The sequence below is a fragment of the Mesorhizobium sp. B2-7-2 genome, assembly GCF_006440775.1.
Lineage (GTDB): Bacteria > Pseudomonadota > Alphaproteobacteria > Rhizobiales > Rhizobiaceae > Mesorhizobium.
Window position 1 is genome coordinate 158,788 of sequence record NZ_VFTZ01000007.1, and the last position, 24,240, is coordinate 183,027.

A 24,240-nucleotide genomic window follows, 5' to 3' on the forward strand; every position below is an offset into this window, starting at 1 on the left:
CAAGCCTGCCCGCATCCTAGCGGATGCGGACAGACTTCAAATGTACGGTTTTCCGAGCCGTCAGCCGACGATTTTTGAAAAATCCGCGACCTGATCGGTGGCGGCGCGGATGCGGGCGAGCAGCGCCAGACGGTTGGCGCGCACGGCCTGGTCCTCATCATTCACGAGAACACGCTCAAAGAATGAATCAACCGGTTCGCGCAACACGCTAAGCGCCAGCATGGCGGCAGAAAAATCTTCGTTTTGAATTGCTTGGCCGGCTTCCTTCTCGGCCTGATTCACCGCGGCAAAGAGCTTCTTTTCCGCCTCCTCGCGGAACAGCGCCGGCTCAACAGCCTCGGCGATTGCCGTTTTCTTCTTCTCCTCGGCGGCCAGGATGTTGGCGGCGCGCTTGGTGCCGGCAAGCAGGTTCTTGCCCTCCTCGGTGTCGAGCAAGGAGCCCAGCGCCTCGACGCGGCGCACGATCTGCAGCAGGTCGTCGTTCGGCGATTGGCCGATCTTCCCCCTTGTGGGGGAGATTGGGCGCGAGCCCGCCGACAGCACGGCATCGATCAAGTCATGCCGCGCACCGCTTTCACGCAGATAGACTTTCAGACGGTCGTGGAAGAAGGCGAGGAGGTCGGACGACTGGTCCGCGCCGCCTTTGAAGTTTTCAAAGGCCTTGGCGAAAACAGACGTCAGCGCCAGACGAATCCGGTTCTCGACGAGTATCCTGACCACGCCAAGAGCCGCACGTCGCAGCGCGAACGGATCCTTGCTGCCCGTGGGCTTTTCATCGATCGCCCAGAAGCCGGTGAGCGTGTCGAGCTTGTCGGCGAGCGCGACGGCAACCGAGACCGGATCGGTCGGCACGCGGTCGGATGGGCCTTGCGGTTTGTAGTGCTCCTCGGCGGCCGCGGCGACCGACGGATGCTCGCCCTGCAGCAGCGCATATTTGCGGCCCATGGCGCCTTGCAGCTCGGGGAACTCGCCGACCACTTCGGTTTGCAGATCGGCTTTGGCGAGCACCGACGCGCGGGCGACCAGCGCGGCATCGGCTCCGACGACAGATGCCAGTTCCTCAGCCAACCGCTTGATGCGCTCAACGCGGGCGCCTTGCGTGCCCAGCTTGGCGTGGAAGGTGACGTTCAGATGATCGAGGCGCGCCATGCGCTGGTCGAGCGGCTTCTTCAAATCCAGGTCGAACTTCGCCGCCGACTCAGCGAGTTGATCGAGGTCGGGCAAATCGCCTTGATCGGTCCGCCAGAAATAGAGCGCATCGGACAGGCGCGCGCGCACCACCTTGCCGTTGCCGTAGGCGATCTCCTTGCCGCCGTCGCTCGCCTCGATATTGGCGACCAGCACGAAGCGGTTCGAAAGTGGCGATTTGCCAATCTCCCCCCTTGAGGGGGAGATGCCCGGCAGGGCAGAGAGGGGGGCCTCGCGCTGAGTCCCCTCTGTCGGCTTCGCCGACATCTCCCCCTCTAGTGGGGGGATCGGGCGCGACGTCACGAAACACTTCTGGTTGGCGCGGATGGTGAGGCGGATGACCTCGCCCGGAATGGTGAGGAAATCCTGCTCGAACTCGCCAATCAGCACGACCGGCCATTCCACCAGGCCGGAGACTTCCTCCAGCAGGCCCTCGTCCTCGACCAGGTCGAGGCCGTTGGCGAAGGCGATGTTGCGGGCATCGGCCAGGATGATCTCCTTGCGCCGGTCGGCATCGAGCACGACCTTGGCCGCCTCGAGCTTCGCCACATAGTCATCGAAGCGGCGCACGGTGATCGCGCCCGGCGCGTGGAAGCGATGGCCATAGGTGATGTTGCCGGCGCGGATGCCGTCGATCTCGAAATCGACAACCACCGGTTCCTCGGTCTCCGGGCCGAAGGTGCAGACGATCGACTGCAGCGGCCGCACCCAGCGCAGCGAACCGGGCTTGGCCGAGGCCGGCCCCCAGCGCATCGATTTCGGCCAAGGGAAAGCGCGAATGATGCCCGGCACCAGCTCGGCGATGATCTCTTCGGCCGCCCTGCCCGGCTTCGTGATGTGGGCGACGTAGAAGTCGCCCTTCTTGGGATCGGAATGGACATGCGCCTCGGCGATCGACGACAGGCCGGCCTTGCGAAGAAAACCCTGCACCGCCTGCTCGGGCGCCGTGGTCGAAGGACCCTTGATCTCCTCGCGGATGTCCTTCGAGCGCGCGGTCAGGCCACGGATGTCGAGCGCTAGGCGCCGCGGCGTCCAATATTCGCGCGCCGCCTCATAGGTCAGGCCCGCCTCGACCAGACCGTCGGTCAGCAACTTCCTGAGGTCGCCGGCCGCCTTGCGCTGCATGCGGGCGGGAATCTCTTCCGAGCGGAGTTCCAAGAGCAGGTCGGGCATAGTTAAGCTCCCCACCCTCCCCGTGATGGAGAGGGTCGGCGCGAGGCGCCGTAACGAATGGGCGGGAAATAGCAACTCGGCCGGCCGCTGTCACCCCGCAAGCAGATCGCCTCTTCAAGCGATTTCACGGAATTTTTCGACCCACTGTCGGGTTGGCGCCAGGCAGCCCGTCCTTGGAGCAGAACTTCCCATGAACCGAACGCTGCGCTGAAGCGACAAACGCTCAGGCAGAGACCTATTGGCTGAACGACGATGAAGACGGCATCGAGAACCCTGCAGATCCTGGCGCTCAGCGCCTGCTTCGCCGCCCAGGCGCATGGCACGATCACGATGCCGGGGATCAGGCAGGCCATGCGCACGATCGACGGCGCAGCGGCGCAGATCGTGTTGCCGGCCGGCGCTGTTACCGAGACCGCGAAAGTCGTACCGGCTTAGTAGGACAGCGATCCCGAGCAGCCCGAAGGCACCGGGTCGTCAGCCAGCTCGGCGGTCTCACGCGCTCATCTCAGAATTTCGGGGTTCACATTCGGCATAGCTCGCTACCAATGAACATCGAGCGCAACTCGTCTTGATGTCGAAACAGCGGTAATAAGCAAAGTCGAAAGATCAACCAGCAGCCGTATATCGCGTCCGTCCCATATGGGTCTCCGTCGCGCAAAAGGCCATGCGCTACGGCGTGGCGCAGGTGGGGACCTTGCTTCATCAGAAACAGGCGCTCTAGGTCGGATGCAATAGCTGGCGTCAGAATGCCATCGAGTTCCGTTCGCATCTGCTCGAACAAAGAAGATATCGTTCGATCTTGCTGCGTCCGCGTTGCGTCATCAAAAATGGTGACCTCATGCCCATTGGACTTCAGCAAGTGTCGCAGGGAGTTTTCCAGCAGGGGCGTGAGAATGTAAGTCGCACTGACGAAATCCCCCTGGAAGAAGCGTGCGTAAGCTCGCGCAAAGGTGTGAACGAGATCGGGTGGAACAAAAGGACTGTACTGCAGAACTGTTCCCAAGAGATCGTCCGAGATGAAATGTCGCTCGACAACAATCTGACGGGCCGGTTCGATCGTTCCCCCCACGACTATCTTTCTGCGGATACCTTCAGCCTGCGCGATTTGCTGATCTATGGCAGATCGGTCCGCCGCATCGCCGACGCCTCCGCCTTGGGTGCGATGGATTACCTTCCCTTCGTCATCCAGATGCGACATTCCGAAGAGTGACGAGAGCGGGTGCCTTTTAATCATCCCTGCCGCATCGCTCTCCAGCTTGTTCGGGTCTGGGGACCTTGCCAGCGCTGCGAAGGAAAACAACTTATGGAGCAGACACCCCTGACTGAAGGCAGACCGGACCTCTTCCGCTATCTCTCGAAGGTCCATCTCCTGCGAAATGACAGACAATTCTTCGGGCACCTGCGCCTGGATATCTATCAGCCTGTGGCGTATGCCGTCCGTTTGTCCTTCTTGCCGGGAATGCCATGGAGCTGCGCAATCGCCGCGCTCATAAAATGCGCAGCCAGCATGGCCGAGCCGTTTTTGGCCTCCGCCTCGGCGACCAGCGCCTCAGCCGCCTCGCTGAGGCATAGATGCTTCTCGTCCTCCATTTTAGCCAGGTGGTAGGCCGTCGCGGCCAGCTGCCAGAGATTGACGACATTGTGAACATCCGAGCCGAAAGGCACGGCTGCAAGAGCTTTGCGAAGGCTTGCCCCAATTTCGGCGGGGTCAGATATGCGGTAGTCAAGATCGAGGTCGGAAAACCAGTAAATTGGAACCAAGCCTCCTTTCTGCAGGGCCTTCCGCCTAAGCTGCCCGACAAGGTCGCGTGCGGTAAGCATCTCCGGCTTTTCCCATCCGACGGCGCGCCCAATCTGCAACGCTCGAAGAAGATAGTCCCTGGCCCCGTGTTGAAGAGCGCCATTCTCGCTTGCGAAACGGTGCTTTAGCTCGCCATCGTCCATCTTCTGGACGATTTCGGTGTACGCAGCGATAGCTGCGAGACCCAACCCGCCTTGTTTCTTGTCGAGCAGCCAACACAGATCGGAAAGTCGCGCACGAAGCACCGGGTTAGCTGCACGAGTTGCCATGTCCCCAACGAGGGGGATATGCGCCCGGAAATCGGAAGGGATAGCCGACCGACGACCGTCAGCGAAAGTCACCATCGGCCCGAACGGCTCATTCCGCTCTTGGGGCTTTGGATACATGTCGGTGATGGCGGATAGCATAATGAACACGCGCACTTCCGGCGTATCGGGTGGTTCCGCTGAATTGTCCTGGGGTCGTACTGCGGCGCGATAAAGATCACTCAACTCGGCACAATCTGCCGTCGTTGCCCCTGAGATAGGAGCCTCGAAATCCACCGTGGCAATATCCTCTGCCGAGGCGCGCAGCCAAGATAGTTCCGGCTGGGGTGCGGCTCCTTCTGGAGCCGCATCGTTTTCGCTGCTGGTCATCGACCCCACCGCCCCTCCATGGTCGAGATCATGATAGCATACGCTAAGCCGCCGCCAGGCCGCCCGCCCGCGTCTTGAGGAACGCTTCGCCGCAGGCCTTGGCCAGATTGCGCACGCGCAGGATGTAGCTCTGCCGTTCGGTGACGGAGATGACGCCGCGCGCGTCGAGCAGATTGAAGACGTGGCTTGCCTTGATGCACTGGTCGTAGGCCGGGAAAACCATGCGGTGCATCGCCAGATTGTCGCTTGGCTTGGGCGTGCCGGCATCGAGCAGCGCCTTGCACTCGGCCTCGGCGTCCTCGAAATGCCTCAGCAACATCGCGGTGTTGGCGAATTCGAAATTGTGGCGCGAATATTCCTGCTCGGCCTGCAGGAAGACGTCGCCATAAGTGACCTTTTCGGCCCCCTCGCGGCCGTTGAAGTTCAGGTCGTAGACATTGTCGACACCCTGCACATACATGGCGAGCCGTTCCAGGCCGTAGGTCAGCTCGCCCGCCACCGGTGCGCATTCGATGCCGCAGACCTGCTGGAAATAGGTGAACTGCGAGACTTCCATGCCGTCGCACCAGCACTCCCAGCCGAGCCCCCAGGCGCCCAGCGTCGGGCTTTCCCAGTCGTCCTCGACGAAGCGAATGTCGTGCAGCAGCGGGTCGACGCCGATTGCTTCCAGCGAGCCGAGATAGAGCTCCTGCAGGTTCGGCGGATTGGGCTTCAGGATCACCTGGTATTGGTAATAGTGCTGCAGGCGGTTCGGGTTTTCGCCGTAGCGGCCATCCTTCGGCCGGCGCGAGGGCTGGACATAGGCCGCGTTCCAGCGCAACGGACCCAGCGCGCGCAAGGTGGTGGCCGGATGGAAGGTGCCGGCACCGACTTCCATGTCGTAGGGCTGCAGGATGAGGCAACCATAGTCCGCCCAGTAATTGTGCAAGGTCAGGATCAGCCCCTGGAAGGAGCGGCTGGGATGCATATGGGCAGGAATCTCGATGGTCACGGCGGCCTCGGAAAGCGCGGGATGCCGCTTCCCTAGTTGCCGGGCCGGCAAGCGTCAAGGCGGGAGGCTCGCGCCCGGCAAGGCGGAAAGCTTTGCGGCGGGCTGGCCCATTGCCGTCGGGCGGCGGTCGCCGTTTGCTCCGTTCCAGCTCAACGACAGAGGTTTCGCTATGTCCGGTCAACTCACTGTACGACCCGTCACAAGGCAGGATTACGAGCAGTGGCTGCCACTGTGGGACGGCTACAACGCGTTTTACGGACGCTCCGGGCCGACGGCGCTTGCCGGCGAGATCACGCAGATGACGTGGTCGCGTTTCTTCGACGCCTATGAGCCGGTGCATGCGCTGGTCGCCGAGCGCGAAGGCAACCTGCTCGGCCTCGTCCACTATCTCTATCATCGCTCGACCACATCGATCGCGCCGAGCTGCTATCTGCAGGACCTCTTCACCAGCGAGGCCGCGCGCGGCCAGGGTATCGGCCGGGCGCTGATCGAAGGCGTCTACGAACGCGCCAGGCAAGCGGGCGCGAACCGCGTCTACTGGCTGACGCATGAGACGAACCACACCGCGATGCAGCTCTATGACAAGATCGGCGAGAAGTCGGGGTTCGTCGTCTACAGAAAGATGTTCTAGTTTCCTCGACACAGGGATTTCCTCGACAGAGATTTGAAAGGCCGCCGTTCGTCGGCGGCAAGATCGTCACCGTTCATTCCATGAAAATCGGCACAAACGCTGAAAATTGGCGGAACCCTCTCAACTTCGTCATTCCAGGGCGGAGCAGCCGCGAAGCGGCGTCGCGGAGACCCTGGAATCCATTCCGTGACCCTGCTCAAAGAGTGCAGCGGAGCAGAATTCTGCACCGCAGCAGCGCTCAGAAATCACGGAATGGGATCCTCGGGTCTGCGCGCGTCGCTGCGATCGTTGCTCCGCCCGTGGATGACGACGGGGTGGCATTTCGGCCAATCTCCAACGCATGCCGCCTGCCAACGCAAACACAGCCTACCTGTCAAGATTTTCTCCGGCAGGGAAGGGTGTTTGCCGATATTCAAGTAGAGCCGGACCGACCTTAAGCTCGGCAGACGCCGAGCCGAAACGAAAACGGGGCTCGACGGGCCCCGTTTTCTTGAACGCTGGCGAGAGGCTCAGCCTTTCGGCGCGGGCGTCGGGTCCGGCTTCACCTTGGGCGTTTCCTGCGCGGTGTTGGATTCGATCGGCGGCAGGCCCTTGAGCAATTTCTGCTGCAAAGTGGCGAGCACATCCGGATCGGGCTTCAGATCGCGTGCCTGCGTCCACTGGTAGGTGGCCTCGAGCTTGCGGCCGACGCGCCAGTAGGCATCGCCGAGATGGTCGTTGAGGACCGGATCCTCCGGCTTCAGCGAGACGGCTCGCTCCATCTCGCGCACGGCGTCGTCGAAGCGGCCCATGCGGTAATAGGCCCAGCCCAGCGAATCGACGATGTAGCCGTCGTTCGGCCGCAGATCCACGGCCTTCTGGATCATCGCCAGGCCTTCCTTGAGGTTCATGTTCATGTCGACCCAGGAATAGCCGAGATAGTTCATGACCTGCGGCTGGTCGGGCTGCAGCTCCAGCGCCTTACGGAAATTGGGTTCCGCCTTCGGCCATTCCTTCAGCCGCTCATAGGCGATGCCGCGCTGGTAGAAGATGTTCCAATTGGCGGCAGTCGGCGTCTTCAGCTGCTCGACAGCCTTGTCGTAGAGACTGGCGGCCGAGCGGAAATCTTCCTTCGAGCCATAGACACCGCCAAGCGCCAGATAGGCGCGCATGTCGTCCGGATGCCTTTCGAGATAGGCCTTGAGATGCGAAATCGCGTCGTCATGCTTGTCAAGATCGGCAAGGTTGAGGCCGATCTGCAGGTCGGAGAGCTCCTTCAACGGCGAGGATGCCGGAATGCGGCGGTAGAGCGAGACGGCGCCTTCGCCGTCCTTGAGCTGCTCGGCCACGGCGGCAAGCTGCACAAGGGCCGCGTCGCTGTCCGGCTTCAGCGCCAGCGCATATTGCAGATAGAGCCGCACGAAAGGCTCGCCGCCGCCGCGGTTGAGCGCGGTGGCAAGGTCAAGCAGGATTTCGGATGCGCCGTCGGCCGGACCGGCGACGAGCGGCTCGATCTTGTCGCCCTTGCTGATGCGGTCGCGCAGCGTGGTGATCTCGAGCTTGCCCGGCGCGAAGGCTTCGGCCTGGTTCAACACCGCCAGCGCCTTCGACTTGTCGCCCTTGCGGACCAGGAACGAGGCATAGGCCTGGGCGTTGCGCATCCAGGTTTCGGGCGCGGAGCCGCCGGCCGCGGTATCGGCCATGGTGGCGGCGTAGAGTTCCTCGGCCTTGTCGTTCAGGCCGGCGGCGTCGGCGATCAACGCGCGGTGGAATGATTTGAACAGGCCGAACCAGTCCGGGCCCTTGAGCTTGTCGATGGAGTCCATGGCCTCGGACGCGTTGCCGGCACCTTCCTTGGCCCAGCCGTCCATGACGCCCGAGAGCAGCCGGTCGAGATCGGATTCCAGCGAGAGCTTGAGCCAGTACTGGGCCTTGGCGTAGTCCTTCTTGTGGAAAGAATCGATGGCCAGAGCCAGGCGCGAGAAGCGCTCGACGTCCGGCACTTCCTTCAGCTTGTCGGCATAGACGAGCGATTCTTCGAAGCGGCCTTGCGCGACCAGAGCCAGCATCAGGCTCTGTTGCAATTCCTTGTCGTTTGGAGCAAAGGCCAGCGCCTGCTTGTAGTAGGCGATCGCATCGTCGAGATCGTTGTCGCTTTCGGCGATATGAGCCGCGAGATAGGCGCCCGAGAAAGACGTGATCTGGAGCGGTCGGGCCTCTTCCTTGGCCTGGACCGGCAGCACCCAAAGCGCCACACCGGTCAAAAATGCCAGCCTCGTCAGCCAGCGCGCACGTCCTTGCCGCATCGTATCCCTTTCAGCCAGATGCGATCCCGCCCTTGGCGGACCGCCCACAGACTCGCTCTTTTCCGGTCAAAGCATGGCCTTTTTGGGGTCAGGCTTCAATTGCCGAGCGAATCACAATGCAATCATCCGGCTTAAAAAACGATGCCGCGCCAGCGAAAATCCCGCGCGGAGGCCCGGGACGCCCATATGCGGCATCGGATTGCCTACAGATAGGTATCGCTGAATCCGCTGGCGGCAACCGCGTCGCACAGGCCGGACCATTCGCAGCCGGAGCACGCCTGGCGCGTCAGGCCGGCGGAAAATGCCTTGCGCATCCCGGCCAGGCTGGAGGCGTCCAGCACGAACCGGTCTCCAGCCTGGATCGGCCGCCCGAGGAGAGCGCCGACATCGCGGGCCGCCATCCGGTCCCGCTCGGCGGCGCTCTCGCGCAGGCAATGCGGCTCCGGCTCGTCGAGCAGCGGGGCGCAGATGTCGTCCGGACCGGAAACGATCGCCACCGCCTCGCCCTCGCCCAGCCGCTTCACCACCTTGTCGTAATTGGCGGTGAAGGCGGGCGAGTAGCCCTTGCCGACATAGGTCAGCAGGCAGAGCAGATGATGGGCGCGCAGCTTGATGGTCATCGCGTCCCGGACGAGCGGTCGCGTTGCTCCGCACGATAGGTGGAAAAGAGCTTCAGCGTCGCCGCGCCCAGCGCCGACTTGAGCAGGCCGCCGATGATGAAGGGCACGAAGCCGAAGGTGATGGCCTTTTCAGTGCCGATCATGACGGCAAGCCAGGCGGTGCCGAGAACCAGGCAAAGCAGGTTGCCGATGAGCATGGCAGCGAAGGCAAGCATGACGCGATTGCCGTTCCAGCCGCGTTCGGCCAGCCAGCCGACGACAGCGCCGACGACCGGAAAAGCGAAGAGATAGCCGCCGGTCGGGCCAACGAAATGCTGTAGGCCAGCGGCGCCGCCTGCAAGAACCGGAAAACCGGCGGCGCCCTCGACGAGCCAGGCGGCGATGGTCAGCGCACCGAAGCGCCAACCATAAAGCGCGCCGACCAGCGTGACGGCGAAGGTCTGCATGGTGACCGGAACCGGCACCATCGGCACCTCGATATAGGACGACAGCGCCAGGAACAGCGAACCAAGGATCACCGCGCCGATCTGCCAGGCGAGCGAACGGCTGTGCAGCCGCAACGGGCTGAAGGAGGGGTTTTGGGTCGAAATGGCTGCGTTGGTCACAGTGTCTTCCTTGGCTCGTGTGAATTATAGATAATTTTTGAACTTCATCTATTATCGAATCCATATTTTCGCGGAGATGGCAAGCGCCTGCCCTCGAATTCGTCATTCCAGGGCTTGCTCCGCCCTAGAATGACGAGGCTGAGAGGCCTCGGCCAATCGCCAAACCTACCCCACGATGGCGAAGGCGTCGCGGGTCTTGCCGGACGCGGTCTTGACCGGCTTCTGGCCGATCCATTGCACGTGCCGGCCGAGTGTCGCGGCGGCCGATTCGGTGTTGCCTTGCCTCAGCGCGCTCAGGATCGCCCGGTGATCCTGGTCGGTGCGGGTTTCCCACTCGGAGCGCCAGGCCGCGAACAGGAAACGCGCGCTTGCCGCGTGCAAGTCGTCGATGGTGGAGAGCAGGCGCGGCATGTTGCAGGGCGCCAGGATCAGCCGATGGAAGGTGCGATTGGCCTCTTCCCAGGAGCGCACGTCGCGGGATTTGTCGCCGGCCTTGGTCGCCTCTTCGGCCTGGTCGAGGATTGATGTCGTCAGATGCGGCGCGGCATGGCGCAGCGCCAGCACTTCGAGCGCCGCCCGCATCTCGGCCACCTCCCTGACCTCGCCGAGATCGAAGGAAGCGACGCGCACGCCGCGGCGCGGCTCGCCGATCGCCAACCCTTGAGCCTCCAGGCGCCGGAAAGCCTCGCGCACCGGGACATGACTGGTGTTGAATTCCTCGGCGACATGGTCCTGGCGCAGCCGCGAACCGGGCTCGATCGCGCCCGAAATGATGCGGTCCGCCAGTTCCTTGCTGATGCGGACGGCGATCGTGTCTTCTTTGCTGGCCATATTTTATAGATAATTTGCCAGACCGCCGTTTGTCGAGACGGCCGGCGCGGGATTCACAAGCGCCCTTCCCGGCGGACGCAAATGAGCCGGACCCGCAGGCTCAGTTGACGCGGCTGATGCAGAAATCGATGACGTCGATCAAAGCCGACTTCTGCGGCGTCGCCTCCAGCGGCGCCAACGCGTCGCGGGCGATCTCGCCGAAATGGCGGGCGCGGCCGATCGTGTCGGCGATGGCGCCGTGGCGGGCCATCAGGCCGATGGCCTTTTCAAGCCCGGCATCGTCGGCGACGTTGTCCTCGATGGCGCGCTTCCAGAAGGTGCGCTCGGCCTTGGTGCCGCGCCGGTAAGCGAGGATCACCGGCAGCGTCACCTTGCCCTCGCGGAAATCATCGCCGACATTCTTGCCGAGCTCCTTGCTCGAGCCGCCATAGTCCAGCGCGTCGTCGATGAGCTGGAAGGCAAGGCCGAGATTCATGCCGTAGGAGCGAAGCGCCGCGCGGTCGGTGCGCGAGGCCTGGGCGATGACCGGCCCGACCTCGGCGGCGGCCGAGAACAGCGCCGCCGTCTTGGCCTTGATGACGGCGAAGTGCTCGTCCTCGGTGGTCTCGAGGTTCTTGGCGGCGGCAAGCTGCATCACCTCGCCCTCGGCGATGATGGAGGCCGCGGCCGACAGGATGTCCAAGGCTTCCAGCGAACCGACCTCGACCATCATGCGGAAAGCCTGGCCGAGCAGGAAATCGCCGACGAGCACGCTCGCCTGGTTGCCCCAGATCATGCGCGCCGTCTTCTTGCCGCGGCGCAGCGCGCTCTCGTCGACCACGTCGTCATGCAGAAGCGTCGCCGTGTGCATGAACTCGACCGCCGTGGCGAGCTTGACATGGCCTTCGCCGGAATAGTCGAACATCTGCGCGGCGGCGAGCGTGAGCATGGGCCTGAGCCGCTTGCCGCCGGAGGAGATCAGGTGATTGGCGATCTCCGGGATCATTTCGACGTCGGAGCCGGCCTTGGACAGGATCAGCTCGTTGACCCGCCCCATATCGGCGGCTGTCAGATCGATCAAATCCTTGATGGAAGCGGGTTCCCGCTTGCCTTCGATGTTGAGAACGACACCCACCACGACAACTCCCGTCAATCTGACGCACCCTTGGTCCCGCGCCGACTCTAGGGCGGCGCAACCGGGCACGGCAAGAGGCGAATTAGCGCGGCTCCGCCGACGGAGTGTCCACGCGCACGTTTACACGAACGCCACAACCTGCGATTTTCGTTTCATGATCGAGCTTGTCCGCACCAACGACGCCGTCGTCATCTCCTTTGTCGAATCGCTGATGCGCGATGCCGGCATCGCCTGTTTCGTCGCCGACCAGAATATGAGCGTGCTCGACGGTTCGCTCGGCATCCTGCCGCGGCGCGTGATGGTCGATGCCGAAAGGGTCGATGCCGCGCGCCGCATTCTCAAGGATGCCGGCATCGAGAACGAGATCCGCAAAAAATAATGGCAACCAGCACCGCCCCCGTCCCGGATACGCCGGCGCACACGGTCGATGCCTTCCATCGCGGGCGCTTCTGGCTGGTGCAGCCGAGCCGGGGCGGTCATCGCGCCGGCATGGACGCCATGATGCTGGCGGCCGCCGTGCCGTCCGGCTTTTCCGGCCGGCTCGCCGATTTCGGCGCCGGCGCCGGCGCCGCCGCCCTTGCCGTCCTGTCGCGCTGTCCGGCGGCGCAGGCCGTGCTTGTCGAGCGCTCCGCCGAAATGGCCGGGTTCGCCACTGCCACGCTTTCGCATCCCGGCAATGGCCATCTCGGCGACCGCGCCTCAGTGCTGATTGCCGACGTGACGCTGACCGGTCGAGCGCGTGGCGAGACCGGGCTTGCGGACAACCAGTTCGATTTCGTCATCATGAACCCGCCGTTCAACGCGGCGCAAGATCGCTCGACGCCCGACGCGTTGCGCAGAGAGGCGCATGTGGCGGAGGACGGGCTGTTCGAGCGCTGGATCCGAAGCGCCGCCGCCGTCGCCAAGCCGCGCGGCGGGCTGGCCGTCATCGCGCGGCCCGAGCAGTTGGTTGCCATCCTGGACGCGATGGAGGGGCGGTTCGGCGATGCCGAGTTGCTATGCGTGCATCCGCGGCCGGATGCGGCGGCGATCCGCATCGTCGTCAGGGCGGTGCTCAGCGCGCGCGGAAAACTGTCGATCCGCCCGCCGCTCATCTTGCACGGGCCGTCCGGCAACGGGCCGGCGGAGCGCACGGAAATGATCAATAACGGCCTGGCGTCGCTGTTCGGCGATTGATCCTTGAAGCGCGTCGCGTTGAAATGGATTCTAGCGACGCGCTTTAAGTTTTTGCTTTATGCATGTCTTTTTCGCAAAACCGCTGCACACTTTGCGCGACATGCACTGGCCGGCGATGCGGCATTGCCGTTGGCTGGCGAGTTCCTTACATGCCCAGGCAGGATGACGCCGCGCCCGTGAAACAGACCAACCGACCTGATCTCATCTTGCTCCTTTGCATTTTGTCCGGAGACAATCGTTCGTGAAACGCCTTTTCAACCGCTTGCTGCCGAAATCCTGGCGCTCGACAGCCGTCACCATTCCGGTCATCCGACTGCAAGGCCCCATCATGGCCGGCGGAGGCCAGTTCCGGCCGAGCCTGTCGCTCGCCTCGACGGCCGGCCTGATCGAAAAGGCGTTCGGCTTCGACGCGCCGGCGGTCGCCATCTCGATCAATTCGCCGGGCGGCTCAGCGGTGCAGTCGCGATTGATCTTCAAGCGCATCCGCGACCTGGCGGCGGAAAAGAACAAGAAGGTGCTGGTCTTCGTCGAGGACGTGGCGGCCTCCGGCGGCTACATGATCGCGGTCGCCGGCGACGAGATCTTCGCCGACCCGTCCTCGATCGTCGGCTCGATCGGCGTGGTCTCGGCCTCGTTCGGTTTCCCGGAACTGATGAAGAAGATAGGCGTCGAGCGGCGCGTCCACACCGCCGGCCAGAACAAGGCCGTGCTCGATCCGTTCAAGCCCGAGAAGAAGGAGGACATCGAGCGACTGAAGGCGCTGCAGCTCGAAGTGCACGAGACCTTCATCGACCTCGTCAAGGAACGGCGCGGCAGCAAGCTCAAGGACGACCCGGACCTGTTCACCGGCCTGTTCTGGACCGCCAAGCGCGGCCTCGAGCTCGGCCTTGTCGATGCTTTGGGCGATATGCGCAGCGTGCTCAAGACCCGTTTCGGCGAGAAGACGCAGCTCAAGCTGATCACCGCGTCACGCGGTCTGTTCGGCCGTTTCGGCCTGTTCGGCTCGCGCGTTTCGGCGCCGGATATCGCGGCGGCCGCCGCCAGCGGCGTCCTCGATGCGGCGGAAGAGCGCGCGCTATGGGCGCGCTTCGGGCTTTGAAAAAGCCATGAATGCGGCTAGCATGGCCGCTTGACCGACCCATTCGGCCGGCCTTGCCGCGAGGACGCGGGAGGAGTTTTAGAGATGCCGCAGATCATTTTCTTCGCCGTTGTCGGCGCTGCCGCTTACTTTGGCTACCGCGCTTTCGTGCGCGAGGCCGAACGCGTGACGGCCAAGATCCGGCGCACCGAAAGACAGGCGGCGAACGGCACGACGGGCACGCTGGTCAAGGACCCCAAGACCGGCGAATATCGTCTCGCCAAGGACTGATCCCATCTCGCCAGCAGCCGACATCCTGGAGCCCGGCACAGAGGTCCGGACGTGGCTTGCGCCTGCCAAGATCAACCTGGCGCTGCATGTCACCGGACAGCGCGCCGACGGCTACCATCTCATCGACAGCCTTGCCGTCTTCACCCGCTTCTGCGACCGGCTCGAGATCGAGCCGGCGGAAGAGGATGAATTCTCGGTATCCGGCCGTTATGCCGCCGGGCTGCCGCTCGACGGCGACAATCTGGTGGTGAAGGCGCGCGATGCCTTGCGCCGGGAAGCCGGCATGCAACAGGCGTCGCCGGTCGCCATCCGGCTGGAGAAGAACCTGCCCATCGCCTCCGGCGTCGGCGGCGGCTCGAGTGACGCAGCGGCCACGCTCAACGGCCTGGCGCGGCTCTGGAAGCTCGATATCGACCACAATTCGCTGGCCCGGATCGGGCTTTCGCTCGGCGCCGATCTGCCGATGTGCCTCAAATCAAAGCCGCTGATCGCACGCGGTATCGGCGATGAGGTCTCGCCGCTGCCCGCGTTTCCGGCGCTCGGCCTCGTCCTGGTCAATCCGGGCATCGCGGTCTCGACGCCGGACGTGTTCAAGGCGCTCTCCAGTCGCAACAACGAGGCGCTGCCGCCGCTGCCGAAACGCCTCGACTTCCACACGATCCGCAACTGGCTGGAGACGACGCGCAACGATCTCGAGCCTGCCGCGCGTTCGATCAAGCCGGCGATCGGCGAGGCGCTCAAGGCGCTGAAAAAAGCCGACGCCGCGTTCGCGCGCATGTCCGGCTCGGGCGCCACCTGTTTCGGCCTGTTCGAGACCGGCAATGTCGCAAAGCGCGCGGCGATCGAGATCCGCGCCCGCCACCCCGACTGGTTCGTTGCCGCGACGCGCAGCATGGAGGTGGGCGATGGCGAAGCTTGACGAAAGCCGGCCCTTCATTCCGGTGCGCATCGCGGTGCTTACGGTTTCCGACACGCGCAGCCTTGCCGACGACAAATCCGGCCAGACGCTGGCCGACCGCATCGCGGAAGCCGGCCACAGCCTTGCCGCGCGCGATATCGTGACCGACGACCGCGAAAAGATCCGCGACAAGGTGCTCGGCTGGTCGAAGGACGAAAACATCGATGTCGTCATCACCACCGGCGGCACCGGCTTCACCGGCCGCGACGTGACGCCGGAGGCGCTGGAGCCGATCTTCGAAAAGCGCATGGATGGCTTTTCGGAAGTCTTCCACCGCATTTCCTACGATAAGATCGGCACGTCGACGATCCAGAGCCGTGCGACCGGCGGCGTCGTCAACGCCACCTTCGTCTTCGTGCTGCCGGGCTCGCCCGGCGCCTGCAAGGACGCCTGGGACAGCATTATCAAGGCGCAGCTCGACTATCGGCACATGCCCTGCAACTTCGTCGAGATCATGCCGCGGCTGGACGAGCATCTCAGGCGCGGCGGCAAGCCAACCTCGTAAAGCTCAGTTAAGGCGCCCGGCCGGCATAGGGTTCGCAGGCGGATTGGCGCTGGCGCCTTCGAGGCGCCATGTTCGAAGGCGGTGCCGGCACGGTAGCTTATGTGAGAAAACAATGAGCAGCGCCATGACCGTTCACAGCGGCGGATGCCATTGCGGCAACATCCGCCTCAGCTTCTCGACCGCGCTCGATCCCGCGCAACTGGAAATCCGCGCCTGCCAGTGCTCGTTCTGCACCCGGCACGGCTCGCGCGCGGCCGCCGACCCGAACGGCAGGCTGGTCGTCTCGGTCGAGGACAGGCAGCGCTTGCGGGCCTATCGCTTCGGCTTGCGCACCGCCGACTATCTTCTGTGCGGCGAGTGCGGCGTCTATGTCGCGGCAATCGCCGGAGAGGGTGACGATGCCACGGCGATCGTCATCGTCAACGCGCTCGACGATCGCGAGCGGTTCTCGCGCGAGCCGATCCCGGTCCGCTACGATGCCGAGACGCGCGAGCAACGTCTCGCCAGGCGCCGCAGCGCGTGGATGCCGGTTGAGATTAAGGGGATTTGACTGGGCAGGCCCAGCGCTGCCTTCACCTTCTCCCCTTGTGGGAGAAGGTGAATCGGCGCGCAAGCGCCGAGACGGATGAGGGGTGTTCCAGCGGAGTGAGGCGCTGGCTCTCCCTGGAGCACCCCTCATCCGTCGCCTTCGGCCACACCTTCTCCACAAGGGGAGAGGGTGGAGCTTGCATCATTTCGGCGGCGCGATCCAGATTTCCGCGTTCAGCCTTCTGGTCGCCAGGCCGCGCGCCAGGGCTTCGGCGCTGCGCGCGCTCTTTGCCAGAGCCGAGGCCTGACGCTTGCTGATGACAAGCCCCTCGGCCAGCGCACGATTGCTCGAGAACACCCTGGCCAGGAAAGGCGCACGGTTGGCGCGGGCGCGTGAAAAGCGCGCCGGCATGGTCTGTTTCGCCGTGTGCGCCACGACTTCGTCGATCCAGCCCTCGGCGAGCCGCGCGCCCGGCTCGAGCAGGAGCAGCCAGTCGCCCTTGGCCTGGCCGATACCGGCGCCGATCCCGCCGGTCGCATAGTGGCAGCCGGCATGCTCGGCCACCCGATGCGTCTGGTCGGTCGAGCCTTGATCGCAGACGATCACGTCGCGCACGACGCCTTCGACCGCGCCGCCGACCAGCGAGGCGAGCGTACGGGCAAGCCCCTCTTCGTCGTTGCGGGTTTCGATAAGGACGCTGAGCATTTTAGCCGAATAGCGGAAAGTGCGGCGATGCGCCAGTTGCGCGCGTCAAGCGAAAAAGTTCTTGCTTTGTTCTCTTCGGCGAAATAGGAATAGTTTCATGAACAGAGCGATTCGACAGCCTGCCGACAGTCCTTGGGAGAGGGCGAAAATGGAACAGATCGTGCGCGCCGACATTGCCGCTTTCGGAGCAGGCCGAGCCGAGATGGCGAACGCGATGATCGAGCAGAGCGGCATGCGCGTGCGGCCCGACCGCAATCGCGGCCGCTCGGCCGGCATCAATCCGTCCGGCCGGTTCGAGCCGATCAGCCGGCATGTGTTCGACGACGGCTGGAACTCGCTGGAGGAACTGCCGCCGTTCAAGACGGAAGTGCAGGTCGAAAAGCCGCGCACCATCATCACCCGCAACGAGTCGCCCGACATTTCCTTCGACCGTTCGATCAACCCCTATCGCGGCTGCGAGCATGGCTGCGTCTACTGCTTCGCCAGGCCGACGCATGCCTTCATGGGCTTGTCGCCGGGGCTCGATTTCGAATCGAAGCTGTTCGCCAAGCCGGATGCCGCGCGCATGCTGGACAGGGAATTGTCAAAACCGGGCTACCAGCCGCGCACGATCGCCATCGGCACCAACACCGATCCCTATCAGCCGATCGAGAAGCAATACCGCATCATGCGCGAGATCCTGGAAGTGCTGGAGGCGCGCGGCCATCCGGTCGGAATCGTCACCAAATCGGCGCTGGTGGCACGCGACATCGACATCCTGTCGCGCATGGCCGAGCGCGGCCTTGCCAAGGTGGCGCTGTCGGTGACGACGCTCGACCGGATGCTGGCGAGAACGATGGAACCCCGCGCCTCGACGCCGACGAAGCGGCTGGAGGCGATCCGCCAACTTTCGGATGCCGGCATCCCGGCATCGGTCATGGTGGCGCCGATTATTCCGGGGCTTACCGATCCGGAGATGGAGCGCATCCTCGATTCGGCTAGAGCCGCCGGCGCGCGGGAGGCCGGCTATGTCATCCTGCGCCTGCCGCTCGAAGTGGCGCCGATCTTCAAGGACTGGCTGTTGCGCCATTATCCCGACCGCTACCGGCATGTGATGTCGTTGATCCGCTCGATGCGCGACGGCAAGGATTACGATTCCGAATGGGGCAAGCGTATGAAGGGTGCCGGTCCCTATGCCTGGCAGATCGGCCGGCGCTTCGAGATCGCCGCCAAGCGGCTCGGCCTCAATGTCGAGCGGCGGCAGCTTCGCACCGACCAATTCGTCGCAGGCGCCAGTGCCGGCGAGCAGCTGATGCTGCTTTAGAGCATGATCCCGAAAAGTGGGAACCGGTTTTCGGAAAAGATCATGCTCCAACAAAAGGTTGGATCAGGATGACGATGCAACCAATGTCATCCTGATCCAGCGCCAGCACCGGCCATGACGGCCGGCGCTAAGCACTTCCAGGCAAAGCGATTTTCGGTCTGGAATTGCCATTTGTTTCGAAATTCCGTCCGGCCCCTGTCCCCCGGCTGTGAGACGGTGCCTTCCCGGTCCGACGCCCCATCCGACCCGGAAGGACTTGCGGAGAATCGGAGCCGATGCGAACCTCGCCGCACCATGGCTCGCGCGCGTTCCGATTCTCCGCTTCTCTTTGAAATGGTTGAGAAGCCCGACTTCTCGATCGAGACGAAAGCGATAGCCGACGGGCTGTGGCCGGTCGCCGGCATGGACGAGGCCGGCCGCGGTCCGCTCGCCGGTCCGGTGGTGGCCGCCGCGGTGGTGCTCAACCCCGCTAACATTCCCGAAGGCCTCGACGATTCCAAGCGCCTCACCCATTTGCAGCGCGAGGCGCTGTTCCTCAAGATTCTTGGCTCGGCACTCAGCATCTCGATGGCTTCGGTCAGCGCCGAAGGCATCGACAGCAGCAACATCCTGAAAGCCAGCCTGGAAGCGATGCGCCGTGCTGCCGCCGGCCTGTCCTTGCGGCCGAAGCTCGCCCTGGCCGACGGCCGCGACATACCGCCAGGTCTCGCCTGCGAAGGCCGCGCGCTCATCAAGGGCGACCAGCGCTCGCAGTCGATCGCCGCCGCCTCGATCGTCGCCAAGGTAATGCGCGACCGCATGATGTGCGGCTGCGGCGGGCATCACGAGCACTACGGCTTCGAAGTGCATATGGGCTACGCGACGGTCCGCCACCGCACCGCGATCGAGGCGCATGGGCCGGTGGCACGGCTCCACCGGGCCTCGTTCGCGCCGTTCCGATTGGGTGGAGCTGAGATGGCGGAAGAGGAAGAGAGCCTCGCCGGGCTGGAGTAGTTAGCTGATCTCCCCCCTTGTGGTTACGGCTTGCGGACATCTTCTGTCACTGGCGTGACTGATCGGCGCAGGCTTGATTGCCAGGTGGTTCCCCCAATCCGTCGCTGCTTCGCAGCGCCACCTTTCCCCCCTCCGGAGGGAAAGGAAGGAAGCGTTGCTGGACGAGCGTTGACGGCAAAAAACTCGGCGCCTTTCCTCTGCCCCGTCGATCGGGGGAGAGGTGGCTCGGCGAAGCCGAGACGGAGTGGGGGTCGACCAGCGCTACATCAAACAATGCATGCGCCAAGCTGCCATGCACGCTATCGCCAAAGACCAGCTGCTCGGAAATGTGTGCATAGCGTAGCCCCTTATGGGGGAGATTGGCGGCTTCGGCGTCCCGCTTCCCCTATCAAGCAAAAAAGCCGCCGGGTTTGCCCAGCGGCTTTCTCATTCGTAACTGCGATCAGCTCAATTCAGCTTGGCCTTGACGTCATCCAGCGCCGACTTGAACAGATCCGCGCCGGCTTTGACGTCGACCTTGGCGGCAAGCAGCGCGCGGGCGGCCTCGACAGCGATGTCGACGGCGGTGGCGCGCACTTCGCTGACCGCCTCGCGCTCGGCCTGGCTGATCTTCTGCTCGGCAAGCGCAGTGCGCCGGGCGACATAGTCCTCAGTCTTCTTGGCCGCCTCGGAGGCAAGCAAGTCAGCCTCGCGTTTGGCGGCAGCGACGATGTCGGCGGCCTCCTTCTCGGCTTCCTTACGCTTCTGCTGATACTGGCGCAGCAGCTGCTGGGCCTCCTCGCGCAGGCGCCGTGCCTCCTCGAGCTCGCTGCTGATCTTGGCCGCGCGGGCGTCGAGCGACTTGGCAAGCATGCCCGGCACCCTCAGATAGATGACGGCGCCGAGGAAGATGATCAGGGCGATGGTGGCCCAGAGCGTGGCGAGTGATGTGGCGTCCATGATCCCGCTCCTCACTGGCTCGCGGATTTGACCGCGGCCGCGATCTCGGCCTTGTCGGTCTTGCCGCCGACAAGCGCCTCGACGATGGCCGAGGTCGTGTCCTCGGCGATGGTGCCGACTTCCTTCATCGCCTTGGCCTTGATCGAGGCGATGCTCGCCTCGGCTTCGCCAAGCTTCTTCTCAAGCTCGGCCTCGAGCTTCTTGCGCGTGCCCTCGGCTTGCGCCTTGGCGGCGTCGTTCGCCTGCTGGCCGATCTTGTTGGCGTTGACCTTGGCTTCCGCCAGTTCCTGCTCATAGGCAGCAACCGCGGCGTCCGCCTCGCCCTTCAGCCTTGCGGCATGATCGAGGTCCTGGGCGATGCGGTCGTTGCGGACATCGATGATGCCGCCAAGACGCGGCATCACAACCCGCTTCAGGAACAGGTAGAAGAGCCCGAAGGTGATGACCAGCCACAGGATCTGCGACGGGAAGGTCTTGGCATCGAACGGCGGGAACGCTTCATGCTCCGCGGCAGGCACGGCAGTGCCGGCATGCGTATCGCCCTCGGCCGCGGCCGGCGCTGCTTCTTGCGCATAGGCAGATGTCACGAACATCTCATTCCCCTGTCCCTAGAACGGGCCGCACCATGCGGCCCCTTTCGTCAGCGCCGGCTCTTACTTGAAGACCAGGAGCAGAGCGATCAGGAGCGAGAAGATGCCCAGAGCTTCGGTCACCGCGAAGCCGAAGATCAGGCGGCCGAACTGGCCGTCGGCGGCCGACGGGTTGCGGAGCGCACCCGAGAGGTAGCTGCCGAAGATGTTGCCGAGGCCGATGCCCGCGCCGCCCATGCCGATGCAGGCGATACCAGCGCCGATAGCAGCTGCTGCAGTTGCGTCCATTTCAAAACTCCTGTGGTTTCTCTGTTCGTTGCAGTTGGTACGTTGGGTAAGCTGGCGCCGGGGCGCCGGTGAAAATCAGTGGCTCGGGTGCAGTGCGTCGTTCAGATACATGCAGGTCAGCACCGCGAACACATAGGCCTGGAGGAAGGCCACCAGCAGCTCGAGCGCGGAGAGCGCGACCGCCATGGCAAGCGGCAGCACCGAGCCGGCGATACCGACGGCGCCAAACGCGCTCAGGCTGACGACGAAGCCCGAGAACACTTTCAGCGTGATGTGGCCGGCGAGCATGTTGGCGAAAAGACGAACCGAGAGGCTGACGGGCCGCGAGACGAAGGAGATGATTTCGATCGCCACCACCAGCGGCAGAAGATAGCCCGGCACGCCATGCGGCACGAACAGCTTGAGAAAGCCGAAGCCGTGCTTGGCGAAGCCGTAGACGAGGACCGTGCCGATGACCAGGATCGCCAGCGTGAAGGTGACGATGATGTGGCTGGTGACGGTGAAGAAATAAGGGAACAGGCCGATCAGATTGGCGACCAGCACGAACATGAACAGCGAGAACACCAGCGGGAAGAACTGCATGCCCTGCTTGCCCGCGGCATCGCGCAGCATGTTGCCGACGAATTCGTAGGCCATTTCGGACACCGACTGCAGGCGACCCGGAATCAAGGCCCGGCTGGCGGTGCTCATATAGAGGAAGGCGGACGCCAGGACGATCGTGACGACCATGAACAAAGAGGAGTTGGTGAAAGATACGTCGTAGCCGCCGATATGCAGCGGGATGATCGGATGGATCTGGAACTGGTGGATCGGATCGACCTTGTCAGCAGCCACTTTAAATCCCCGTCAAAGCCACAAACGGCTTTTTAATTCACTTTAGCGCCCTGCGGCGCCTCACTTCATTCTCTCGGCTCGCGCGGCTTGCCGCCCTGGCCGAATTCCGATGCCAGTCCCGCCGAACGCAGGACATTGAGTATGCCTGCGCCAAAGCCCAGCAACAGGCCGACGATCAGACCCCAGGGCGCTATTCCCGCCACACGGTCGATGATCCAGCCCAAGCCGACACCGACCACCACTCCGGCGATGAACTCGCTGGACAGCTTCAGCGCCTGACCGTAACCGGTCGCAGCTTTCGCTTCGTCTTTCCCCTCGGACCGGTCCGTGCGCCTCGTCGCAAGCGATGCTTCGAGATCGCGCCGGCGGCGCTCAAGTTCGTCGTCGCGGATGGTGGCTTCTGGCTGCCTGCCGCGGCCGGTTTCTCCGGTTCCGTCTGGCCCGGTTTTGTCGGCCATCGCAACCCCCCTGCCCGGGCAGACGATTGCAGTCCGTCCGCTTCTAAAGTCGCCGGCAACATAGTTAGAGGGTCCGCCCCCGTCAAGCCACGGGCCGAACTTCCGAGCGATGTATTTTTAACAGTTAAATCAATGGTTTATCGAGGTGCGACATCGTGCCCTTCACGCCCGCGTGAGGCGACGGCGCGAATCCGCGCGACAAGGCGCGTCCGCCGAGGCATTGCCGGGCGTCGGAGGAAGGATAGCCGGGGCGGTATTTAAGCGGCTCAGCTCGAGCCGCCTAAAGCGCGTCGCGATCCTTCAGATTCGCTCCATGCGCTTCAAGTTTTGATTCCGCGCATGTCTTTTCCCGAGACCGCTTACCACTCTCGGGAGACATGCCTTAACGGCTCAGCTCCAGCCGCCGCCATAGGTGCGGTAGAAGATATGCAGGCCGATCCTGGTCATCTTGTGCATGGCCCGCGCCCAGCCCGGATGGACGTAATTGGCGTAGTAATGCGTCGATGAGCCGACCTCGGGAATGAAGATCTTGCCGGCGGTCACCGCCATGGCAACCTCCTGGGCGGTCTTGTAGGAGGCCAGGTCGGTGATTGTCTTCTTCCTGCCGTCGCAGGCAAAGGAGAACTGGCAGCGGTTGAACCAGTTGTCGTTCTGGTAGACGACGCCGCAGATCGTCTTCGGATAGGTCGGGTTGCGGACGCGGTTGAGGATCACCTGCGCCACCGCCGCCTGGCCGCGGACAGGCTCGCTGCGCGCCTCGAAATAGATGCCCTTGGCAAGGCAGGCCTGCTCGGGCTTGGAAAAGACACTCGCCGGCAGGGGGGTCTGCAGCCAGGCATGGTCGCCCTTGCCCATCGGCGGAATGAAGCGGCCATCATTCGGATCGTCCTGCAGCAGCGCCTCGAAGGGCGAAGCCTTGGCGTAGTCGGGCGCGGACTGGGCATAGGCCGTGGCAAGAATGTCCGGCTTGTCGTTGTTGACGAGAGCGACAAGTGCCGCCGGCAGCGCCGGATCCGGCCTCTTGTCCTCGCGAAGATGGAAGGCCTGGGCGATCTGGACTTCCTTGCCCTTGATGCCGGGCTTGGCGAAGGTCAACTTCAGGCCGCTGTCCATCGCGGGACGCAGCAGCGAGGAGGTGCGCTCGAAAATCGAGCCGGCGCTGAAATTCTTGGGCGGCGCGACCGGCGAGACCTTGACGATGCGGCCCTTCTTGTCGGCGCGCACGACACGATCCTCATCGGGCGTCACGCCCACGGCGCTGCCCTTGCCGCGGAAGGCGACGGTGCCCACCCCCGGCAAATTCACGCCGGAACCGGAGAGCGAGCCGGTGGTGACGGAATCGACAAAAGGCATTTCGGCGGCATGCACCGAGCCGGCGGCGGATTTCTCGATATAGGCGTTCCAGCGGGTGTCGGACGATTCCAGGCCGGAGATCAGGCTCGCCATATCCTGATAGGCGACGGCCGACGGAAAGCCGATCCAAATACCGAGCCCGAGCACCAAAGGAGGAAGAAAGGAACGTTTTTTCGCAACGGCGGCGGCGGCAAGCCGCAATGAAACGCGTCGATGCACGGAACTCTCCAGAACGCTACTGACCCCGGAGAGTCAAAATGAAGCATTAACCTTGATGCGGGGTTAACGACATCGATCGTGTTCTTTTCATGTTTGAGGAAAGCCGGCTTGCCGTTTCTGCGGCAAGCCGGCGAAGAATCTGGCCTG

The 24,240-nt window shown here is 63.7% G+C and carries 27 protein-coding genes; 11 read left to right on the top strand and 16 right to left on the bottom strand.

Translation table 11 applies throughout. The annotated features are described in order from the left end of the window. Positions 1–60 precede the first annotated feature (60 nt). Complete coding sequence (gene glyS / locus FJ425_RS12170; protein ID WP_140634562.1) at positions 61–2,361, bottom strand: glycine--tRNA ligase subunit beta; 2,301 nt, start codon at positions 2,359–2,361, stop codon at positions 61–63. A 252-nt stretch (positions 2,362–2,613) separates the two neighbouring features. Between glyS and FJ425_RS12175 the strand changes: the two genes are divergently transcribed. Beyond that, positions 2,614–2,796, top strand: coding sequence for a hypothetical protein (locus tag FJ425_RS12175; RefSeq protein WP_140634573.1), 183 nt, complete (start codon positions 2,614–2,616; stop codon positions 2,794–2,796). 85 nt (positions 2,797–2,881) lie between these two features. On the opposite strand, the gene FJ425_RS12180 is transcribed toward FJ425_RS12175, so the two are convergent. The 3 genes from FJ425_RS12180 to FJ425_RS12190 are packed head-to-tail and all read right to left on the bottom strand — an operon-like array spanning position 2,882 to position 5,764. Beyond that, the gene (locus FJ425_RS12180; RefSeq protein ID WP_246673516.1) at positions 2,882–3,748 is read right to left on the bottom strand and encodes a DUF4209 domain-containing protein; all 867 of its coding nucleotides are present in this window, start codon (positions 3,746–3,748) and stop codon (positions 2,882–2,884) included. 29 nt (positions 3,749–3,777) lie between these two features. Further along, positions 3,778–4,797, bottom strand: coding sequence for a hypothetical protein (locus FJ425_RS31995; protein WP_246673517.1), 1,020 nt, complete (start codon positions 4,795–4,797; stop codon positions 3,778–3,780). Between the two features lie 43 nt (positions 4,798–4,840). Then, complete coding sequence (locus tag FJ425_RS12190) at positions 4,841–5,764, bottom strand: glycine--tRNA ligase subunit alpha (protein ID WP_176480037.1); 924 nt, start codon at positions 5,762–5,764, stop codon at positions 4,841–4,843. A 193-nt stretch (positions 5,765–5,957) separates the two neighbouring features. Here FJ425_RS12190 and FJ425_RS12195 point away from each other — a divergent pair, with 193 nt between their 5' ends. After that, positions 5,958–6,419, top strand: a complete 462-nt coding sequence (locus FJ425_RS12195) for a GNAT family N-acetyltransferase (RefSeq protein ID WP_140634575.1) — start codon at positions 5,958–5,960, stop codon at positions 6,417–6,419. A 509-nt stretch (positions 6,420–6,928) separates the two neighbouring features. On the opposite strand, the gene FJ425_RS12200 is transcribed toward FJ425_RS12195, so the two are convergent. The 5 genes from FJ425_RS12200 to FJ425_RS12220 all read right to left on the bottom strand — a co-directional run bounded on the left by FJ425_RS12200 (position 6,929) and on the right by FJ425_RS12220 (position 11,874). After that, positions 6,929–8,704: a tetratricopeptide repeat protein gene (locus FJ425_RS12200; protein ID WP_140634577.1), complete on the bottom strand. Its 1,776-nt coding sequence runs from the start codon at positions 8,702–8,704 to the stop codon at positions 6,929–6,931. A gap of 203 nt (positions 8,705–8,907) precedes the next feature. Further along, complete coding sequence (locus FJ425_RS12205; RefSeq protein WP_140634580.1) at positions 8,908–9,324, bottom strand: DUF1284 domain-containing protein; 417 nt, start codon at positions 9,322–9,324, stop codon at positions 8,908–8,910. Further along, complete coding sequence (locus FJ425_RS12210; RefSeq protein ID WP_140634582.1) at positions 9,321–9,929, bottom strand: biotin transporter BioY; 609 nt, start codon at positions 9,927–9,929, stop codon at positions 9,321–9,323. The genes FJ425_RS12205 and FJ425_RS12210 overlap by 4 nt, the downstream gene beginning before the upstream one ends. 165 nt (positions 9,930–10,094) lie before the next feature. Beyond that, complete coding sequence (locus tag FJ425_RS12215; protein WP_140634584.1) at positions 10,095–10,760, bottom strand: GntR family transcriptional regulator; 666 nt, start codon at positions 10,758–10,760, stop codon at positions 10,095–10,097. A 100-nt stretch (positions 10,761–10,860) separates the two neighbouring features. Then, positions 10,861–11,874, bottom strand: coding sequence for a polyprenyl synthetase family protein (locus FJ425_RS12220; RefSeq protein WP_140634738.1), 1,014 nt, complete (start codon positions 11,872–11,874; stop codon positions 10,861–10,863). Positions 11,875–12,028: 154 nt separating this feature from the next. On the opposite strand from FJ425_RS12220, the gene FJ425_RS12225 reads away from it, so the two are divergent. The 7 genes from FJ425_RS12225 to FJ425_RS12255 all read left to right on the top strand — a co-directional run bounded on the left by FJ425_RS12225 (position 12,029) and on the right by FJ425_RS12255 (position 16,432). Then, positions 12,029–12,253 (top strand): DUF2007 domain-containing protein, encoded by a 225-nt coding sequence (locus tag FJ425_RS12225; protein WP_140545522.1) that lies wholly within the window; start codon positions 12,029–12,031, stop codon positions 12,251–12,253. Further along, positions 12,253–13,050, top strand: coding sequence for a methyltransferase (locus FJ425_RS12230; RefSeq protein WP_140634586.1), 798 nt, complete (start codon positions 12,253–12,255; stop codon positions 13,048–13,050). The genes FJ425_RS12225 and FJ425_RS12230 overlap by 1 nt, the downstream gene beginning before the upstream one ends. Positions 13,051–13,291: 241 nt before the next feature. Beyond that, entirely contained in the window at positions 13,292–14,149 is an 858-nt protein-coding gene (locus FJ425_RS12235) for a S49 family peptidase (RefSeq protein ID WP_140634588.1), read from the top strand. Between the two features lie 84 nt (positions 14,150–14,233). After that, positions 14,234–14,419: a hypothetical protein gene (locus FJ425_RS12240; protein WP_095768715.1), complete on the top strand. Its 186-nt coding sequence runs from the start codon at positions 14,234–14,236 to the stop codon at positions 14,417–14,419. A 25-nt stretch (positions 14,420–14,444) separates the two neighbouring features. Then, on the top strand, positions 14,445–15,338 hold the full coding sequence (locus tag FJ425_RS12245; RefSeq protein ID WP_140634590.1) for a 4-(cytidine 5'-diphospho)-2-C-methyl-D-erythritol kinase: 894 nt from the start codon (positions 14,445–14,447) through the stop codon (positions 15,336–15,338). Then, on the top strand, positions 15,325–15,882 hold the full coding sequence (moaB, locus tag FJ425_RS12250; RefSeq protein WP_140545518.1) for a molybdenum cofactor biosynthesis protein B: 558 nt from the start codon (positions 15,325–15,327) through the stop codon (positions 15,880–15,882). Before FJ425_RS12245 ends, moaB begins: the two co-directional genes overlap by 14 nt. Before the next feature lie 124 nt (positions 15,883–16,006). Further along, entirely contained in the window at positions 16,007–16,432 is a 426-nt protein-coding gene (locus FJ425_RS12255; RefSeq protein ID WP_140545517.1) for an aldehyde-activating protein, read from the top strand. 180 nt (positions 16,433–16,612) lie between these two features. Here FJ425_RS12255 and FJ425_RS12260 read toward each other — a convergent pair whose 3' ends face one another. Beyond that, on the bottom strand, positions 16,613–17,116 hold the full coding sequence (locus FJ425_RS12260; protein ID WP_095768718.1) for a glycosyltransferase: 504 nt from the start codon (positions 17,114–17,116) through the stop codon (positions 16,613–16,615). A 148-nt stretch (positions 17,117–17,264) separates the two neighbouring features. Between FJ425_RS12260 and FJ425_RS12265 the strand changes: the two genes are divergently transcribed. Beyond that, positions 17,265–18,419 carry a PA0069 family radical SAM protein gene (locus FJ425_RS12265; protein ID WP_140545516.1) on the top strand — a complete coding sequence of 385 codons (1,155 nt, stop codon included), beginning with the start codon at positions 17,265–17,267 and terminating at the stop codon, positions 18,417–18,419. Positions 18,420–18,713: 294 nt separating this feature from the next. Next, on the top strand, positions 18,714–19,412 hold the full coding sequence (locus FJ425_RS12270; protein ID WP_140634592.1) for a ribonuclease HII: 699 nt from the start codon (positions 18,714–18,716) through the stop codon (positions 19,410–19,412). 447 nt (positions 19,413–19,859) lie between these two features. Here the strand turns inward: FJ425_RS12270 and FJ425_RS12275 are convergent, their stop codons facing one another. The 6 genes from FJ425_RS12275 to FJ425_RS12300 all read right to left on the bottom strand — a co-directional run bounded on the left by FJ425_RS12275 (position 19,860) and on the right by FJ425_RS12300 (position 24,093). Then, a complete protein-coding gene (locus FJ425_RS12275; RefSeq protein ID WP_140546306.1) occupies positions 19,860–20,351 on the bottom strand; it encodes a F0F1 ATP synthase subunit B in 492 nt (163 codons plus the stop codon). An 11-nt stretch (positions 20,352–20,362) separates the two neighbouring features. Next, on the bottom strand, positions 20,363–20,944 hold the full coding sequence (locus FJ425_RS12280; RefSeq protein WP_140634593.1) for a F0F1 ATP synthase subunit B: 582 nt from the start codon (positions 20,942–20,944) through the stop codon (positions 20,363–20,365). A gap of 60 nt (positions 20,945–21,004) precedes the next feature. Next, positions 21,005–21,229: a F0F1 ATP synthase subunit C gene (locus tag FJ425_RS12285; protein ID WP_027164582.1), complete on the bottom strand. Its 225-nt coding sequence runs from the start codon at positions 21,227–21,229 to the stop codon at positions 21,005–21,007. A gap of 75 nt (positions 21,230–21,304) precedes the next feature. Continuing rightward, the gene (locus FJ425_RS12290; protein WP_095768723.1) at positions 21,305–22,063 is read right to left on the bottom strand and encodes a F0F1 ATP synthase subunit A; all 759 of its coding nucleotides are present in this window, start codon (positions 22,061–22,063) and stop codon (positions 21,305–21,307) included. A gap of 65 nt (positions 22,064–22,128) precedes the next feature. Further along, complete coding sequence (locus tag FJ425_RS12295; RefSeq protein WP_140693977.1) at positions 22,129–22,521, bottom strand: AtpZ/AtpI family protein; 393 nt, start codon at positions 22,519–22,521, stop codon at positions 22,129–22,131. A gap of 390 nt (positions 22,522–22,911) precedes the next feature. Continuing rightward, positions 22,912–24,093: a cell wall hydrolase gene (locus FJ425_RS12300; protein ID WP_095768725.1), complete on the bottom strand. Its 1,182-nt coding sequence runs from the start codon at positions 24,091–24,093 to the stop codon at positions 22,912–22,914. Positions 24,094–24,240 lie beyond the last annotated feature (147 nt).